This window comes from Pseudonocardia sp. ICBG1034 (assembly GCF_020131375.1).
GTDB lineage: Bacteria > Actinomycetota > Actinomycetes > Mycobacteriales > Pseudonocardiaceae > Pseudonocardia > Pseudonocardia alni.
Genome location: NZ_JAHLEK010000017.1, coordinates 533,909 through 552,987, shown reverse-complemented (window position 1 = coordinate 552,987; position 19,079 = coordinate 533,909). Strand labels below are relative to the sequence as shown.

Sequence of the window (19,079 nt, the reverse complement as noted above, 5' to 3'; positions counted from 1 at the left end):
GTCAGGCCTTCCCGTCCGTGCGAGGGTCGTCGAGGTCGCTCAGCAGGCTGCGCAGGTCGCCCGCCGCGTCCGGCGCCGGCGTCTGCGGCGCCGGGGCCGGTCCGGGTGCCGTACCGCCGACGGCGGCGACGAGGTCGGTGACCGTGTGGGCCCGCAGCAGGACCGAGGGGTCCAGTGACCGGCCGCTGCGGGCCTCGATCGCCGCGGTCAGCTCGGCGACGGTGATGGAGTCGAGGCCGAGCGAGCCGATCGCGACGTCCCCGGGGTCCTCGCCCAGGACGGCGTGGAACGCACCGGACACGGCCGCGGCCGCCGCCGCGCGGCCCGGCGCGGCCGGACCGGCCGGGTCCGGCGCCCGGCCCGGGTCGCGGGGTGCCGCGGACGCCGGAGCCGGGGCCGGTGCGTCCGCGGTGGGCTGCGCGGCGGTGCCGAGGACCACGACCGCGCCGCCGCGGTCGAACGAGGCGGCGAACGCGGCCCGGCCCTGCTGCGGGGTGAGCGAGTGGCGCACGGCGAAGGCGGGGTCGGCGGCCATGCCGGTGCCGGTCCAGTCGGGCCAGGCGTGGGCGGTCACCCGCAGCGCGGGGGTGTCCTCCCGTTCGGCCAGCGCGAGCTGGTAGGCGTTGGCGGCGGCGTAGTCGACGACACCGCGGCCCGCCTCCGGCAGCCACCCGGCCACCGAGGAGGCCAGGGCGACCCAGCGTGCCCCGTGCCGGCGGGCCAGCGCGACGACGGCATCGGATCCGGTGGTCTTGGGCGCGAGCACCCGTTCGGCGTCGGCGGAGCTCCGGCGGGTGAGTGCACCCACCGGGTTCACGACCCCGGAGCAGTGCACGACCCCGCGCAGCGGTCCCCACCGCTCGGCGAACCGGGCGACGACGGCGTCGAGCCCGGACGGGTCGGTCACGTCCGCGCGGGCGCAGGCCACCTCCGTCCCGGCGACGGCGGGCGGCTCGACGACCGACCGGCCGACCACGACGACCGCCCGGGCCCCGCGTGCGGCCAGCGCGGCGACGAGCTCCCGGCCCACCGCGCCGTGACCTCCGACGACCAGGTGGAAGCCGGAGGCGTCGGCGTCGCGGGGCGCCTGCTGCGCCAGGCGCTCGTGGTCGCGGTGGAGCCGGGTCCCGGCCCGCAGCGCCCGCTCGGCCGGCTCGCCCGGCCCGGCCGCCGCGAGCGCGTACAGCTCGGCGGGCAGCTGTTCCACGGCGTCCGTGTCGTCCCGCCGGATGTCCACGGTGGCCGCGGACCAGCGGCGTTCCGCCGCGGCCGCGCGCACCGCCGCGCCGCGGGCGACCGCCCACGGCCGCAGGTCGGCCCCCTCGTGCGGGCCGACGGCCGCGGCGTCGTGCAGCACCCAGAGACAGACCGCGCCGGTCCGCAGCCCGGCGGCGACGCCGCGCAGCCGATCCCAGAACCCGGCCGTGGTGGAGCCGGGGTCGTCGAGCACGACCACGGCGTCCGCGGCGGACAGTCCGTCGGCCGGGACGCAGCCGTCGGCGACGAGCCGGTCGAGCAGCGCGGCCTGCCGGTCGGGCCCGCCGCCGTCGACGAGCACGGCCAGGCCCACCGGGGGCCGCCCCGGCGGGGTGGACCCCGCGCGCCACACCGGGCGCGCCACCGTGGGCGGCGCCGGGTCCCGCGGCCGGTCACCGGTGGTGTTCCAGTGGGCCTCGTCGGCGAAGGGGTAGCCGGGCACGGTGGTCCGCCGCGCGGTCGGCGCGGAGAACGCCGCCCAGTCGAGCCCGTCGGCACCGGCCAGGGCCGCGGCCACGAGGTCGTCCGGGCCCGCGGGTGCCGCCGCCGGCGCCGCCGCGCCGCCGCACACCACCGGGGCGGCGCCGGAGGCCACCGCGAGCAGCCCGGTCCGCAGCTCGGCCGCGGACCGGCCGGCGACGGCGGCCCGACGGGTGAGCTCGGCGCGGCCGGTGTTCGCGGTGTGCACGACGTCGGCGAGCTCGGTGTCGTCCCCGGTGGCGCCGATCCGGTCCGCGTAGGCGCGGGCCAGCCGCCGCACCCCCTCCTCGGTCGCCGCGGAGATCCGCAGCGCGTGCTCCCGGGCCGGGATCGGTGTGCGGGGCCCGCCCGCGGGCGGTTCCTCGACGATCACGTGGGCGTTGACGCCGCCCATGCCGAAGGCGGAGAGGGCGGCGCGGCGGGGGGTGCCGTTGCGGTGCCACGGGGTGGGGGTGAGGACGGGGTGGAACGGTGTGTGCTCGAAGTGGATGCGGTCGTTGGGCCGCTGGAGGTTCCGGGTCGGGGGAAGGGTGTCGTGGCGGAGAGCCAGGAGGATCTTGGCGAGTCCGGCGAGGCCCGCGGCGGGCTCGAGGTGGCCGATGTTGGTCTTCACCGAGCCGATGGCGCAGTACTGGCGCCGGGTGGTGTGCGGGGTCCACGCGCGGGTCAGCGCGTCGATCTCGACGGGGTCGCCCAGCGCGGTCCCGGTGCCGTGGGCCTCGAGGTAGCCGATGGTGTCGGGGGAGACCCCGGCGTCCTGCAGCGCCGCGGTCACCACCTCCTGCTGGCCCGCCACCGACGGAACGGTGAGACCGGACGTCCGGCCGCCGTGGTTGACCGCGGTGCCGGTGATCACCCCGTGGACGGGGTCGCCGTCGGCGAGCGCGTCGCGCAGCGGCTTCAGGACGACGGTGACGACGCCCTCGCCGGGGACGAAGCCGTCGGCGTCGTCGTCGAAGGCGCGCGCGGAGCCGCTGGGGGACAGCGCCCCCAGGTTGCCCATCGCGGTGTAGTGCAGCGGTGAGAGCGCCAGCCGGACCCCGGCGACGACGGCGTGGTCGCACTCCCCGTCACGCAGGCTGCGGACGGCGGTGTGCAGGGCGACCAGGGACGACGAGCAGAGCGTGTCGACGGTGAGGCTGGGGCCGTGCAGGTCGAAGAACCAGCTGACCCGGTTCGCCAGGAACGCGTTGTGGTTCCCCAGGCCCGCGGCGGCGTCCAGCTCGCGGTCCACGTTGTACTCGCGGTAGTGCTGGTAGCTGGCGCCGACGAACACCCCGGTCCGCCGGGGAGCGGCGGTCGGGTCGACGCCCGCGGACTCCCACGCCTGCCACACCGTGCGCAGCAGCCACCGTGCCTGCGGGTCGAGCAGGCGGGCCTGACGCGGGTGGAGCTCGAACAGGCCCGCGTCGAAGCCGGCGATCCCGTCGACGAACCCGCCGAGCGGCCGGTCGTGGCGGTCCCACCGCTCCGACGGCGCCGGGCGCAGGGCGTCGCGCCCGTCGCGCAGCAACGGCCACAGCCCGTCGATGTCGTCGGCGCCGGGCAGGACCCCCGCCAGGCCGATGACGGCGACGTCGTGCCGGTCGCCGGTGGGCCGGTCGGGGAACGTGCGGCGGGCCGCGACCGCGGGGGCCACCGCCTCCTCCACGGCCTCGACGAGTGCGGCGTCGGCGACCGGCGACGCCTCGTGCCCGGCTCCGGCCGTGTCCCCGCAATCCGTGTCCCCGGAGGACGGTGGCCCGTCCGGGAGCCCGAGGGCGACGGCGAGGGCGCGGCCGTCGCGGGCGGCCAGGACCTCGACCGGCGACACCGGGGCCCCTCCGGCGGCGCCGAGCTCGGCGGCGACCTCACCGGCGAGCATCGAGTCCATGCCCACGGCGGAGAGCGGTGTCGTCGCCGTGAGGGAGGGGTCGGCCAGGACCCCGCGCAGGATCTCCACGAGCCGGGCCGCGGTGAGCGACGACCCGGGAGCCGTGTCGGGGGCGTCCGCCGGCCGGGACGGTCCGCCGGTCCCCGCCACGGGCCGGAACCGGATCCCCTCCAGGGCGAGGACCGGCCCGTCGGCGCCGAGCAGCCAGGCGTCCGCGACGTGGGTCCCGTCGTGCCAGCCCCGTGACCGCAGCCGGACCGAGACCGCGTCGGCGGGGTCACCGGTCGCGACGACCCGGGCGATGCCCACCGGGAGCAGGGCGGTGTCGGACAGCGCCGGGTCCCCGAGGGTCAGCACCGCCATCGCCTGCAGCGCCGCGTCGACCGCGGTGACCCGGTCGGCCGCCGACCCGTCGCCCGGCAGCAGCTCCGCGGTCACCGCACCCGACCCGTGCCGGATGCCTCCGATGCGGCGCAGCGCCGGCGCGTAGCGGGTGCCGTGGGTGTCGAACCAGGCGTAGAGCCCCGCGGGGTCGAGCTCGCGCGGGCACGGGGTGTCGTCGGGTGCGGGCGGCCGCACCGGTCCGGGTTCCGGGCGGAGCCGCGCGATCACGCGGCCGTCCTGGTGCAGGGTCGCCACCGCGCCGTCGGCGAGGTCGTCGAGATCGTGCTCGGGACGGGTGGTGCCCGTACCGCGGGCGGGGAACGAGACCTCCCGCAGCACCGGCGCCCGGTCGAGCCCCAGGCACAGCAGCAGCGCCGCGGGCACCGTGGGCCGTCCGAACACCTCGTGCCCGGCGATGAGCGCGGCGGCGCCGGCCGCGTCCGGCGCGACGGTCGACGGCTGCGGGCGCGGGGTCCGGAAGGGGTAGGGCGGCAACGGTGCCCGCCGGTCGGCGGCGCCCGGCCCGAGGGGCCCGCGGGGTCCGCCGGCGACCCAGGTCCGGGCGGCCCCGGCGAGACCGGCGACGGTGTCGTCGGTGTCGTCGGGGTGGACGACGGTCCCGGCGCCGCGGGCGGCGGCACGGAGCAGCCCGTCGGCCAGCTCGTCGGCGCCGCGGGCGACGACCGCGACCCGCAGGGCCAGGTGCCTGCGGCCCTGCCCGGCCGCGGTGTACAGCACACCGGGGTCGGCGCCGGCGCGCACCACGGTGAGCAGGTCGGCGATCCGCCGGTCCAGGGCCTGCGGCGTGTGCGCCGACAGGTGCAGGACACCGGCGGCGCCCGGGTCGTGCCCGGCCCCGGTGGCCTCCGGCCAGTCCTCGACGACGACGTGGGCGTTCGTGCCGCCCATGCCGAAGGCACTGATCCCGGCCCGCCGCGGACGGTCGCCCGGGGCCCAGCCGGCCGGTGCGGCGGGGATCGCCAGGACCCCCTCCGGCAGCCGGAGCCGGTCACCGGTCCCACGGTGCCCGGCGACCGGCGGGATCTCGCCGTGGCGCAGGCACAGCAGGACCTTGACCAGGGAGGCGAGGCCGCTGGCCGGTTCGAGGTGGCCGATGTTGCCCTTCAGCGCCCCGAGGAGCACCGGGGTGGCCCGCTCCGGGCCGAACACCTCGGCGAGCGCCGCGATCTCGATCGGGTCGCCGAGCGGGGTCGCCGTGCCGTGGGTCTCGACGAGGTCCACCGACGACGCGTCGACGCCCGCGTCGGCGAGCGCGGCCCGCAGCACGTCGGCCTGTGCGGCGCTGCGCGGCACCGACAACGCGCCCGCCCGGCCGCCGTGGTTCGTCGCGACACCCCGGATCACGCCGTGGACGTGGTCGCCGTCGCGGAGCGCGTCGGCCAGGGGGCGGAGCAGGACGGCCACCGCACCCTCGCCGGGGACGAAGCCGTCCGCTGCCGCGTCGAACGGGCGGGGCAGGTCGGCCGACAGCGCGCCGAGCCGGCTGAGGCTGCGGTAGTACCAGGAGGTCAGGCCGACGTGGCAGGCGGCGACGACCGCCGTCCCGCACCGGCCGGCCCGCAGCGCCGACACCGCCTGCTCCAGGGCGACCAGCGACGACGAGCACAGTGTGTCGACCGTCTGCGAGGGCCCGGTCAGGTCCAGCGCGTAGGAGATGCGGTTGGCGAGCAGTGCGTTCATCGAGCCGAGCGCGGTGTGCGGACCGACCCGGTCGAGGCCGGCCGCGTCGCGGTGGTGGGTGTAGGTGGCCCCGACGAACACCCCGACGTCGCGCCGGTCCGCGGCACCGCCCTCCTGCACGACCGACCAGGCGTGCTCCAGCAGCAGCTTCTGCTGGGGGTCCATCTCGGCGACCTCGCGGACGGCCAGCTCGAAGAACCGGGGGTCGAGCCGGTCGATGTCGTGGACGAAGGCGCCGGTGCCGCAGTAGGTGCCGGTGGTGGCGGTGTCCCTGTCCTGGAGCACCTCGCCGACGTCGAACCGCTCGGGCGGCACCGGACCGAAGGCGGTGTCGCCGCGGCGCAGCATCGCCCAGAGACCGTCGAGGTCGTCGGCGCCGGGCAGGTCGCCCGAGACCGCCACGACCGCGATCGCCCCGTCGGGCACCTCGCGCGGCACGGGCCCCCCGGCCGCGGGTGCGGCGGGTGGGGTGGCGGGGACCGGTGCCGGAGCGGGGACCGGCCCGGGCTCCCCGCCGGCCGGGGCGACACCGTGCCGGTCGCGGAGCGCGGCGACGACCCCACGGACGTCGGGATGCTCGAGGAACAGGGTGGGGGGCAGTGCGACGTCCCAGCGCCTGCCGAGGGACTCGCTCAGCTCCACGCTCGTGATCGAGTCCATGCCGAACTCGGCGAACGCGGTGTCCGCGGCCAGGTCCTCGGCGCCGAGCCGCGCGACCAGCGCGGCGGTGACCTCGGCGGTGAGCGGATCGGCCGGGCCGGAGCCCGACGGCGGGGCGGAGCGGACGGGCGCGGTCCGGGCCGGTGGGGGTGCGGCGGCGGGAACGAACTCCGGGGCCCCGGGTTCGCGGTCCGGGTGGGCCACCACCACCTGCCGTTCGCCGGACAGGACCGCGGCGGTGAGCGCGTCCAGGCCCTCGGTGGTGCCGAGCGGGTGCACGCCCCGGCGGCGCAGCCGGTCGGCCACCTCCACCCCCATCCCGATCTCGCCCCACAGACCCCAGTCGATGCTGGTCCAGGGCGCGCCGAGCCGGTGTGCCGCGGCGTCGAGGTGGGCGTTGGCGGCGGCGTACCCGGCCTGGCCGAGGTTGCCGAAGGCACCCGACACCGAGCCGAACAGCACGGCGAGGTCCAGCTCGGTCCCGGCGACGGCGGCGACGAGCTCGCGCAGGCCGTCGGCCTTCGGTGCGACCACCGCCCGCAGGTCCTCGGCGGAGACGCTCCGCAGGAGGCCGTCGCGCAGCACCCCGGCCGCGTGGACGACGCCGCGCAGGGGCCGTCCGCCCAGGTCCGCGACGAGCGCGGCGAGCGCGCCGGGGACCCCGACGTCGATCGCGTGGGACCGCACGAGCGCGCCGTGGGCGGTGATCGGGGCCGTCGCCGACGGGGCCAGCCGGGACCCGCCCGAGCGGCTGACCAGGTGGATCTCGCCCGCACCGTCGCGGGCGAACCGCTCCGCGACCGCGAGCCCGAGCCCGCCGTGCCCGCCGAGCACGAGGTAGGCGCCGTCGGGCCGGACCGGCAGGCGTGTGCCGGGTCCGGCGGGCAGCGGCTCCCAGACCGGGCTCAGCCGCGCGTCGCCGCGGATCGCGCCCTCCGCCGGGCCCGCGCCCAGGTCCGGGGCGGTGACGACCCCACCGGGCGCGGTGTCGACCATCCGCAGCGACAGGCCCGGGTACTCGATCGCCGCGGTGCGCAGCAGCCCCCAGACCGACGCGCGGCCGGGGTCGGGCCGGTCCCCGGGCGCGGCCGCGGCGGCCCCCTCGGTCAGCGCGACGAGGCGCAGCCCCGGCCTGCGCCGGGCGGTCAGCGACCGGACTACCCGCAGTGTGTCGAGCAGGTCCCGCTCCCGGTCACCGGTGGGATCCCCGGTCGCGGTGGCCAGCACGACCCCGTCCGGGCGGTCGTCCGCGGCCGGATCGCCCCAGAGCCGGGCGAGGCCGTCGTCGTCGGGGACCCCCGTCGTGACCTCCTCGACCCGCGACCCGGCCGACCGCAACGCGTCGGCGGCCGACGCTCCGGCGCATCCGGGGGTCCCGGGGTGCAGCACCACCCAGCGGCCGCCGGGTGCGGGAGCCGGGGCGGTCGCGGACGGCACCCAGCGCAGCGCCCGCATCGGCGCGGGCGCCGGTTCCGGCACCGCTGCCGGCTGCGGCGGCACGGTCGCCGCGACCGCCGCGCGCATCCGCAGCCCGAGCAGCTCGGCCACGACCCGGCCGGTCCGGTCGACGACCACCGCGTCGCACCGCCCCGTCCCGTCCCCGGCCGGCTCCGGACACCGTGCGCGCACGGTCACCTCCGGGCCCCGCAGCGGCGTGTGCACCACGACCCGGTCGACGCCGACCGGGTACAGCGGGCGTACGTCGTCGGGTGCGGTCGCTCCCTGGAGGACCAGCGCGGACAGCTGCAGGACACCGTCGAGCAGCAGGGGGTGCCCGATCCACGGTCGCCGGTCCTCGCTGCGCAGCACGGCCTCGGCCGCCCCGTCACCGACGACCACCGACGACAGCGTCCGGAACGACGGCCCGTACTCCAGCCCGGCTCCCGACCAGGCCGCGTAGACCCGCTCCGGGTCCCAGGCCGTGCCGTCGACCGCGGGTGGCGCCGCCGCGGCCGGGGCCGTCACGGTGCCGGCGGGGGTCGCCGTGCCGACCGGCCCGCCGACGCCGTCGGCGTGCAGCCGCACGGTCCCCGGAGCGGCCCCGGAGCCGACCAGCCGCACCGTCGCGGATCCGCCGTGGGGGAGGACGACCGGCCTGCGGAACGACACGTCCCGCAACGCGGTGCCCCCCGTCGCGACGAGCGCCAGCTCGATCTGGACGGCGGCCGGGAGCAGCGCCCGGCCGTCCTTGCGGTGGTCGCCGACGAGCGGGTCGGCGTCGGTGAAGGTGAGCTGGAGCAGCTCCGAGTCGGTCATGACGCCAGGCCTCCGGAACGTCCGTCGAGGAAGGGGTGACGGGCCGCCGCCGCGGCGCCGTCGGTCGGGGCGGCCACCGGGGGCACACCGGGCAGGGCGGAGTGCCGGACACGGGCGAACGGGTAGGTCGGGATGCGGACGGTGACGTGCGGCTTGCCCCGGTGGTGGGCGGCCGGGTCCAGGCCCGCGTCGGTCTCGTCGTGGTGGTCGGCCAGCGCGCGGTGCAGCGGCGCCGTGCCCTCGTCGCGCCGCAGCGTGGCGCGGAACCGGGTCCGGCCGTCGCGCGGGGCGACGATCCGGCGCAGCAACGGCAGCAGCGCGGGCTGCGGACCGATCTCCCACCAGACGTGGGTCTGCTCCTCCGGCACCCGGGCGTCGAGCTCCGCGGCCGCCTGCCCGAACAGCACCGGGGCACGGACCGCCCGGGCGTAGGACGCCGGGTCGGTGGCGGTGTGCGACGTGTGCAGCCCGCCGGTCAGGGTCGAGGCGAACGGGATCGACGGTGCCCGCAGCCCGAGACCGGCGAGGTGCTCGGCGAACGGGTCGACGACACCGGCCATCGCCGCGGAGTGGAAGGCGTGGGCCACGGGCAGCGCGGTGGCCCGCACGGCACCGGAGGCGAGGAGGGCGGCCACCGCGTCGGCGGGACCGGTGACCGTCGTCGCCCCCGGGCCGTTGTCGGCGGCGATCTCCAGCCCCGGGTGGGCCGCGATCGCGGCCCGGGTGAGGTCGGGGCCGCCGCGGACGACGGCCATCGCCCCCGGTCCGGGCGCGGACGCCATCAGCCGCCCCCGCAGGGCGGTGGCGCGCAGCAGCTCCGGCAGGTCGAGCACCCCGGCGGCCCAGGCGGCGGTGAGCTCGCCGACGCTGTGCCCGACGACGGCGTCGGGGCGCACCCCCCAGGCGGCGAGCAGGGTGACCAGGGCGACCTGGGTCGCCACGATCGCCGGCTGGGCGTGGTCGGTCCCCAGGAGCGGGTCGCGGTCCAGCAGCGTCTCCAACGGCACGTCGAGGTGGCCGCGCAGGGCGGCGGCGCACTCGTCGAGCACGGCCGCGCAGACGGGTTCGGACCGCCACAGCGCGCGGGCCATGCCTGCCCACTGGGCGCCCTGGCCGGTGAAGGCGAAGGTCACCGGGGTGGGTGCGCGCCGGGCCGGGGCGGGCGCCGGCCCGGTCCCGTCGGCGACGGCGTCCAGCGCCGCGACCATGCCGTCCCGGTCGCGGGCGTGCAGCAGCCGCCGCCACCGTTGCCCGGCCCGCCCGGTGTTCGCGGTGCGGGCGACGTCGTCGAGCCGGTCGCCGGGGCGGGTGCGCAGGTGGTGGGCGTAGCCGGCCGCGACGGCACGCAGCCCCTCCTCGGTCGGCGCGGTCACCCGCAGCACGTGCGACCCGGCCGGCTCCCCGGCCGGACGTGCGGGTCCGCCGCGCAGCGGTGGCTCCTCCACGATGACGTGGGCGTTCACCCCGCCCATGCCGAAGGCGGACAGCGCCGCCCGGCGGGGGGCGCCGTCGCTGCGGTGCCACGGCATCGGCTCGACGACGGGGAAGAAGGGCGTGTTCTCGAAACGGATGTGGTCGTTGGGCCGGGTGAGGTGGAGGGTGGCGGGGATCGTCGCGCGGTCGAACGCGAGCAGCACCTTGACCAGCCCGGCGAGGCCCGCGGCGGGTTCGAGGTGGCCGATGTTGGACTTGACCGAGCCGATGGCGCAGAACTGGTGACGGCCGGTGTGGGGGCGCCAGGCCCGGGTGAGACCGTCGATCTCGATGGGGTCGCCCAGGCTCGTACCGGTGCCGTGGGCCTCGACGAGGGTGATGGTGTCGGGCGAGACGCCGGCGTCGCGCAGCGCGGCGGTGACGACGTCGCGCTGGGCGTTGGTGGTCGGCACCGTCACCCCGGCGGCCCGGCCGCCGTGGTTGACCGCGGTGCCGGTGATCACCCCGTGGACGGGGTCGCCGTCGGCGAGCGCGTCGCGCAGCGGCTTCAGGACGACGGTGACGACGCCCTCGCCGGGGACGAAGCCGTCGGCGTCGTCGTCGAACGCCCGCGAACCACCGGTCGGCGAGAACGACCGCAGACGGGACCCGAGCTGGAAGTACTGCGGCGACAGGGCCATGTGCACGCCGGCGACGAGCGCCACCCGGCACTCGCCCTCGCGCAGGCTGCGGACGGCGGTGTGCAGCGCGACCAGCGACGACGAGCAGAGCGTGTCGATCGTCATGCTCGGGCCGCGCAGGTCCATGAACCAGCTCACGCGGTTGGCGAGCATCGCGTTGTGGTTGCCCAGCCCCGCGGCGGTCTGGACGACGTCGCCGACGACCTGGTCGCGGTAGTGCTGGTAGCTGGCCCCGACGTAGACGCCGACGGTCGTGTCCGCGGTCCGTCCGGACAGGCCGGCGTCCTCCAGCGCCCGCCACGCCGACTGGATCAGGTGGCGCTGCTGCGGGTCCATCCAGCCGGCGTCGCTCGGCGCGATCCGGAAGAAGGCCGCGTCGAAGCCCTCCAGGTCGTCGACGAACCCCGCACGGCGCAGGTACACGGTGCCGGGGGTGGAGTCGGTCGCGTAGTACTCGTCGAGGTTCCAGCGGTCGGCGGGGACCTCGGTCAGGCAGTCCCGGCCCTCGACGAGCACGTCCCAGAGCCCGTCGACGTCGCCGGCGCCGGGGAACACCCCGTCGACGCCGATGATCGCGATGTCGTGCAGGCCGCGGTCGTCGGCGGGCCGGTCGTGCCGCCCACGGTCCTCGGCGTGGAGGGCCGCCGGGGCCGGCCCCGGTGCCGGCGGCCCGGGCTCCCGTGGCACGGGCGGGGGCGGCACGTCCGGTGCCGGGGCCGTCCCCGGTCGGACGGCGTCGGATGCGGCGGGCCCGGTCGCGGAACCGTCGTCGGTCCCCCCGGCGGGAGTCGAGGTCACGCCGTAGACCTCGGTCAGCTCCCGCACCAGGCCGTCGAGCGTGCCGACCTCGAGCACGAGCGTCATCGGCAGGTCCACACCGAGGCGGTCACGCAGGTCCTGGGCGACCGAGACGGCCAGCATCGAGTCCAGGCCGAGCTCCTGCAGCGGCCGGTCGGGCTCGACCTCGGCCGCGTCGATCTCCAGCACCCGGGCGAGCCACTCCGCCACGACGGCCCCGAGGTCCGGCCCGCCGGCGCCGGGGCGCTGCGTCCCACCGCCGGCCGGCGCCGGGTCCGGGTGCCCGTTCGTCGCCGGTGACGCGGTCACCGCCCGGGACCCGTTCCGGACGGGTCCGTCCCCGGCCGACCCGGCCGCGTCGTCGCCGGACGGGGCTTCCGCCGTCGCGGCGAGCCGGGTCCAGGTGACCCGTTCGGCCCGCAGCAGGACCTCGCCGTCGGCATGGACGGTGATGTCGGCGACGACGGTCCGGTCGTCCCCGGCCCCGCGGTCGGTCCGCTGTGCGTGCACGGTGAGGCGCGGCGGCAGCGGGCCGTGGACGGTCAGCCGGTGCACCGAGAACGGCACGTAGAGGCCCCGCGCCCCGCAGGCGGCGAGCGCGACCTGGAACGCTCCGTCGAGCAGCGTCGGCTCGAGCACACCGGTGACGTCGCCGTCGAGCGCGAGCTCGCCGGTGGCGACCCCGTCGCCGACGACGAGCGTGCGCAGGCAGCGGAAGCGCTCACCGTAGGCCAGGCCGTGCCGTTCCAGGTCGCGGTAGAACGCGGCGATGTCGGCCGAGGCGCCGGTGGCCGGTGCGGCGGCGGTGGTGCGTGCCGGGACGGTGTCGAGCAGCCGGGCGTCGCACACCAGCACCCCGTCGCCGTCGCGGAACCGGACGGTCCCGTCCGCGAGCCGTGCGGACAGGAGCGTGGGCGGACGGACCACCGCCCGGAACGTCATGTCCTGCAGGGCGAACGGCAGTCCGCCCCGCAGCTCCGCGACCTTCTGCGGGTAGGCGGCGCCGGGCAGCACCGGTGCGCCCAGCACGACGTGACCCTCGGCCTCGGGCAGCTCGCCCCACTCCCTGTCCCGTGTCCCGCCGAACACCGACGCGGCGGCTCCGAGGGCGGCGCCGGGATGGACCTGGCCCCCGCGCCGTGCCGCCCGCGCGGCGGGGCGCTCCAGCCAGAGCCTGCGTTCCTCCAGCGGGACGGTCGGGATCCGCACCGCCCGGGCGGTGCCGGTGACCACGGGTGCGCCGCCGGCGACGAACCGTCGCGCGGCCTCGTCCAGGGTCGCCCGGTCGTCGCCGTGCACCGCGAACCGCTCCGGCGGCGACGCCGGGTCGGCCGGTGCCACCCCGGTGTGGCTGGAGCGGCTGTCCCGGTTCCCGGCCAGGAACAGCATGAGCTTGTCCTCCAGCTGCTCCGCCGAGTCGACGACGCAGGCGAACCGGTGGGCGCGGTGGTGCCGGCGCAGGGCGGTGGCGCACAACGCCGCCAGGCCCGGGCGGTGCTCGGACCGCAGGAACAGCAGGAACCGCTCCGCGAGGCGGTGCAGCGCGCGCTCCGAGCCCGCGGACAGCACGAGCAGGCCCGGGCCGCGGTCGTCGTGGGCGGGCGCCGGGACGGCGGCGAGCACCGCGTGGGCGTTCACCCCGCCGAACCCGAAGCTGCTCACCCCCGCCACCCGGGGTCCGGTCCAGGGCACCGGCCGGTCCGGCACGAACAGGGGGGAGGCCTCGAACCGGAACCGGGCGTTGGGGGTCTCGATCCCGGGGGTCCCCGGGACCGTGCCTGCCTGCAGCGCCAGGACGGTCTTGATCAGACCGGCGAGCCCGGCCGCGGGCTCCAGATGACCGACGTTGCTCTTGACCGAACCGATCGGGATCGATCCCGCGGATGCGGGGCCGAGGGCCTCGCCGAGCGCCTCGAGCTCGACCAGGTCGCCGAGCCGGGTCCCGGTGCCGTGGGCCTCGACGTAGCCGATCCCGTGCGGGCCGACCCCCGCGACCGACAGGGCCTCCCGGACGACCTCGGTCTGCGCGGGGCCGCTGGGCGCGGTGAGGAACCCGGCCCCGGCGCCGGTGTGGTTCACCGCGACGCCGCGGACGACGGCGAGCACGGCGTCCCCGTCACGGACGGCGTCGGAGTACCGCTTCAGGACGATCGCGGCCGCACCCTCGCCGCGCACGTAGCCGTCGGCGTCCTCGTCGAAGGCCCGGCAGCGGCCGCGCGGCGAGAGCATCCCGTTGCGCGCGAACGACCGTGACTTGGAGGGTGTGAGGATCAGGTTGGCCGCCGCGACCACTGCGGCGTCGCTCTGACCGGCGCGCAGCTGCAGCACGGCCTGGTGCAGCGCGACCAGCGACGAGGAGCAGGCGGTGTCCAGGCAGAAGCTGGGCCCGGTCCAGTCGAACACGTGCGACACCCGGTTCGCCAGCAGCGCCATCGCCGACCCGGTCGCCGCGTGCGGGTCGGTGTGGCCGTCGACGGCGGCGACGAGCTCGCCGAAGTCGCCGGCGATGGTCCCGACGAACACCCCGGTGCGGCGCCCGAGCGAGACCGGGTCGTGCCCCGCGGACTCCACGGCCTCCGCGGTGACGGTGAGCAGCAGCCGCTGCAACGGGTCGGTGCGGCGGGCCTCGCGGTCGGACATGCCGAAGCGGTCGGGGTCGAACAGCTCCACGTCGGCCAGCCAGCCGGCCCGCGTCTCGTCGGAGTCGGACCACAGGGAGTCCCAGCCCCGGTGCCCGGCCGGGGCCGGGCCGATGGCGACGTGGCCCCCGGTGAGGGCCGCCCAGAACTCGTCCGGTGTGGCCGCGCCGGGGAACCGGCAGGCCATGCCGACGACGGCTACCGGCTCGTCGCCGGCCGGCCCCTGCGCCGGGGGCACCTCGTGCGGAGCGCGCTCCGTCACGGCCGCTGCCGGGCCGGTGGACGCGGGGGCGGGCACCGCTGCCGGGCCGGAGGGCGCGGCGACGGGTACCGGGGTGGGTGCGACGGCGACCTGCTGCTCCCGGGGTGCGCCGGTCCGGCCCAGGAGCGCGGCCAGCCGTGCCGGGGTGCCGGTCGCGAGGATGCCGGTCGGGCCCACCTCGGACCCCAGCCTGCGGGTGAGCGCGGCGGCCGCGGTGACCACCGTGACCGAGTTGCCGCCGAGGTCGAAGAAGTTGTCGGTGGGCCCCAGGGCGGTGATGCCCAGCACCTCGCCGAGGACCTCCCCGATCGCGGCGACCGGGTCGTCCGTCGTGGCGCCGGCGGGCGGCTGCCCGGAGCCCGCCCGCAGGATGGTGTCGCGGGTGGGGACCGGCAGCCGCGCCCGGTCGACCTTGCCGTTGCCGGTGAGCGGGAGCTCCGCGACCGGGACGAACGCGGCGGGGACCATGTAGCCGGGCAGCTCGCGGCGCAGCGCCGCGGTCAGCTCCTCGCGGTCGCAGGGCCCGGTCGTCGTGAGGTAGGCGGTCAGCTGCGGTTCGCCGCGACCCTCGAACGCCGCCGCCACGACCACGGCCGCGCCGACCGTCGGCCGGCGCTCCAGGACCGCCTCGATCTCGCACGGCTCGATGCGGAAGCCCCGGATCTTGACCTGCGCGTCGGCCCGGCCGAGCCACTCCAGACGGCCGTCGGTGTGCAGCGCGACCAGGTCACCGGTCCGGTAGTACCGGGTTCCGGTGCGCGGGTCGCGGACGAACACCTCGGCGGTGCGCTCCGGGCGGTTCACGTACCCGCGCGCCAGGCCGGTGCCCGACAGGTGGAGCTGACCGGTGCCGCCGGGGGCGACGGGTTCGAGGTCGTCGTCGAGCACGTGCAGCCCGATGCCCGGCAGCGGCGCCCCGAGACCGATCACGGCGGCGTCGTCGATCCGGGCGCAGGTCACCCAGATCGTGGCCTCCGTCGGGCCGTAGAGGTTCCACAGCGCCCGGCCGCCCAGCAGGCGTTCGGCGACCGACCGGGGGAGGGCCTCCCCACCGGACAGCACCGTCAGACCGGGGTGCGGGGTCCACCCGTCGTCCAGCACGATCCGCCACAGGCTGGGGGTCGCCTGGGCGATGTCGACCCCGGCCAGCAGCCCGGCCAGTGCCGCCGGGTCCGCCGCCTCGGAGCGCGACGCGAGCACCACGCAGCCACCGGTGGCCAGCGGCAGGAACAGCTCCAGCAACGAGATGTCGAACGCCGTCGTCGTGTGGGCGAGGACCCGGTCACCCGGTGCGCTGCCCAGCACCCCGGCGATGCCGGTCAGGAAGTTGCCCAGCGCGGCGTGCCCGATCTCGACGCCCTTCGGCTCACCGGTCGAGCCGCTGGTGAACAGCACGTAGGCGAGGTCGGCTGGGTCCACCGCGGGCGGCACGGCCAGCACCCGGCCGTCGTCGTCGCCGATGCGGCGGACGGTGCCGAGCTCGTGGCCGAGTTCCTCGCAGGCCGCGTCGACCAGCACCGGGCCCGCGCCGGCCACCTCGAGGTAGCGCCGCAGCCGCTCCCGGGGGAACCCGGGGTCGAGCGGGAGGAACGCGGCCCCGCAGCGCAGCACGCCGAGGAGGGTGGGCAGCAGGTCGGGACCCCGTTCGGACAGGACCGCGACGATGTCACCGGGGCCGACGCCCTCCTCGTACAGCGAGGCCGCGACCGCGTCGGCCCACCGGTCCAGCTCGGTGTAGGTGAGGGTGCGTCCCCCGCAGAGCACGGCGTCCGCGTCGGGGTGGGCCGCCACGGCGGCGTCGAACAGCTCCAGGACGGTTGCCGGAGCCGGAGCCGGAGCCGCGTCCGGGGCGGGGTCCGCCTGCGCGGCCGGGGCGAGGCCGGCGGGCGACGGTGCGGTACCCGCGAGAGCCCGACGGGCCTCCTCCTCGACCTCCTCGGCCAGGTCCAGGGCCGCGGCGCCGTCGAGCCAGGTCGCCCGCACGCACAGCAGCGGTGCCGTCCCCGGCACCGACACCAGCGCGACCTCGGTGTCCGGGTCGATGGACGCGTCCTGGTCGTGCTCCCGCCGCAGCAGTGCGGCGCGGGTGAACGACGGTGTGTCCGAACCGAGCGGGCGCGGCGCGAGCCCGGCCCGGACCTCCAGGTCCGCGGCGTAGCCCACCCGCTGGTCCGCCTCGGCACAGGCCCGTTCGAACGACGACGGGGTCGTGGCGTCCCAGCGGACCGGGACGCGTTCGGCGACCAGCTGCGCGGTGACCTCGCCGGCCGTCCGCGCGGCGGTGGTGGACCACGCCACGTCGAAGACCGGTGCGCCGGTGCGCCGGGACAACACCTGCAGCAGCGACTGCTCGACGAGCGCGGTCTCCTCGGGGGCGGCGGGGACGACGGCCAGGGGGAGCCGCGCGTAGTGGGCCGTCGCGGCGGAGAAGTCGTCGGCCGCGAGCGGCAGCGGGCGGATGTCGTCGAGCCGGTCCCGCCACCAGGTCTCGTGGGGGCGCACCGCGCGGAGCGCCGCGGTGACGGCGGCGAGCCGCGCGGGGGCCACGGGCGGCAGCGGCGCACCCACGACGGCTCCCAGCCGCTGCGCGGCCGCGGTCCCGGACAGTCTGCTGCCGTCGGCCGCGGTGAGGTCCGAGAGCACGAGGTCGGCGTCGGTGCAGGCCACGGTGATGGAGGAGGGGAGCACCGAGGTGACGGCCGGTCCGGCCCGGTGCACCTCCCGCGGGACGGCGCGCAGCTGCCGGCACAGCACGGCTCCGGCGCCGGTGAGCACGGCCGGGATGCCCAGCGGGTTCGGGAACGACCCGAAGTCCATCGCCCGGCCCAGCCGTTCCGCCCGGTCGGCCGGGGTACCGGGGTGGACGAGCCCGTCGTCCATCCGCGCCGCGCGGCGGTGGAACCGTCGTTCGCGGCCGCCGACGTCGACCGGCGTCGGCAGTGTCCGCCGGACGAGGTCCCCGACGATCCCGTCGAACAGCGCGATCCCCGCCTCGGTGGCCTCCCAGGTGAGCGACAGCCCGGTCGAGTGCGGGCGCACCGGGAACCACCTCTCGGCCAGCACCGGTCCGGCGTCGACCCGGTCGGCCATCACGTGCCAGGTCACCGCGTGCCGGGGCGCGCCGTCGAACACCGCCCAGGCCGCGACGTTGCTGCCGGCGTAGCGGGGCAGTGGCCCGTCGTGGAAGTTGACCGCCGCGATCGACGGCAGCGTGAGGACCTCGGCGGGGAGGACGCGCTGGTTCACGATGCTGAACAGGAAGTCGGCCGGCTCGGCGGTCAGTGCCGCGACCAGGTCGTCCGACGCGGGACGGCAGGGGATCCCGTGCTCCGCGGCCCAGGCACGGACCGGCGCGTCGTCGCTGAACACCCCGCGGACGGTCGCACCGGCGGCGAGCAGCGCGTCGCCGCAGCGGGTCAGCACCCGGGTGCCGCCCAGGAGGTGGCAGGTGGCGCTCATGTCGCGGTCCCCGTTCCCCCGGCGGCGGGGTCGGTCGCCCGTGCGACCCAGGCGTCGATCTGGGAGACGACCTCCTCGTCGAGCGAGAGCTGTCCCGGGCTCCACAACGGGTTCGACAGCCCCCGGTGGGTGCGTTCGCACAGTTCCCAGTCCTCGTGGTTGGCCTTGTCCCACAGCGCGAAGACCGCCTCGTGGGAGAAGTCCGGGCGCGCGGTCTCCGAGGGGTGGAACAGCCAGAAGTGGCGGACGGTGCAGGTGCCGGGGCTCTCCGGCCACACCCACTGCGCCATCACGTAGTCCGCGGTGAACCCGAAGAGCAGGTTCGGCAGGATCGTGATCCAGTTGATCTTCTGCAGATCGCCCTCGGGGACCGACGGGATGGGGCGGCGGTCGCTGCGGCCGGTCGAGGACACCGAGTTGTAGCCGTCGCGGATGACCTGCCAGGCACCGACGAGGTCACCACCGAGCATGTAGGTGCCCGCGTCGTCGAAGTCGGTGACGCGGTGCAGGTCCTTGTGCGCGGTCGGGAAGTGCAGGCTCTCGTTGACGTTGTGCGCCACCAGCTTCCAGTTCGAGGCGACCGGGTAGTCCTTGGCCTGTACGACCTGCAGGTCGGCCAGCTCGTAGGCGCGGGCGAACTCGCCGAACTCGGCGAGCGCGTCGTCCAGGTCCGGCGCGTCGTCGGAGAAGCTCACGAACACCATGCCGAAGCGGACCTCGGTCCGGATCGGGATCAGGCCGTTCTCGCCCTTGTCGAAGAAGTGGTCCAGGTAGGTGCCGTTGAGGCTCTTCAGCGCCCCGTTCCGGTCGTAGACCCAGCAGTGGTAGAGGCAGACGATGCTCTGACGCCGCCCGCTCGGCTCCTCGACGAGCTTGTAGCCCCGGTGCCGGCAGTAGTTGTGGTATGCGCGGACGCCCTCGTCGCCGTGGAGGAGCAGGATCGACCCGGTGCCGATGTCGAGCGTGGTGTAGCTGCCCTTGTCGCTCAGCCGGGAGACGTGGTCGACGGGCAGCCAGCGGCGCCCGTAGATCTCCTTCATCTCCCGGCGGAACTGCTCCTCGCCGGTGTAGAAGTCGTGGGAGCGACCGGTACCGCCGGTGGCGAAGTACTCGCGGTCGGGGTCCTGCTCGCCGATCCGGTCGAACATGCTGGGGACGCTGGTCATCGTGGGCTCCTCGCGGCGGGCTGGTGGAGG

Annotated in this window: 3 protein-coding genes; all 3 read right to left on the bottom strand. The window is 77.2% G+C overall.

Annotation, left to right across the window (positions count from 1 at the left end; genetic code table 11):
- Position 1: 1 nt before the first annotated feature.
- Genes KPF22_RS17320 through KPF22_RS17310 form a run of 3 tightly spaced genes read right to left on the bottom strand, consistent with a single transcriptional unit; the run spans position 2 to position 19,049 of the window.
- On the bottom strand, positions 2 to 8,611 hold the full coding sequence (locus KPF22_RS17320) for an SDR family NAD(P)-dependent oxidoreductase (protein ID WP_224402696.1): 8,610 nt from the start codon (positions 8,609 to 8,611) through the stop codon (positions 2 to 4).
- Complete coding sequence (locus KPF22_RS17315) at positions 8,608 to 17,883, bottom strand: polyketide synthase (RefSeq protein WP_224402695.1); 9,276 nt, start codon at positions 17,881 to 17,883, stop codon at positions 8,608 to 8,610. The genes KPF22_RS17320 and KPF22_RS17315 overlap by 4 nt, the downstream gene beginning before the upstream one ends.
- Positions 17,880 to 19,049, bottom strand: a complete 1,170-nt coding sequence (locus tag KPF22_RS17310) for an SRPBCC family protein (protein ID WP_208818549.1) — start codon at positions 19,047 to 19,049, stop codon at positions 17,880 to 17,882. The genes KPF22_RS17315 and KPF22_RS17310 overlap by 4 nt, the downstream gene beginning before the upstream one ends.
- Positions 19,050 to 19,079: the final 30 nt, after the last annotated feature.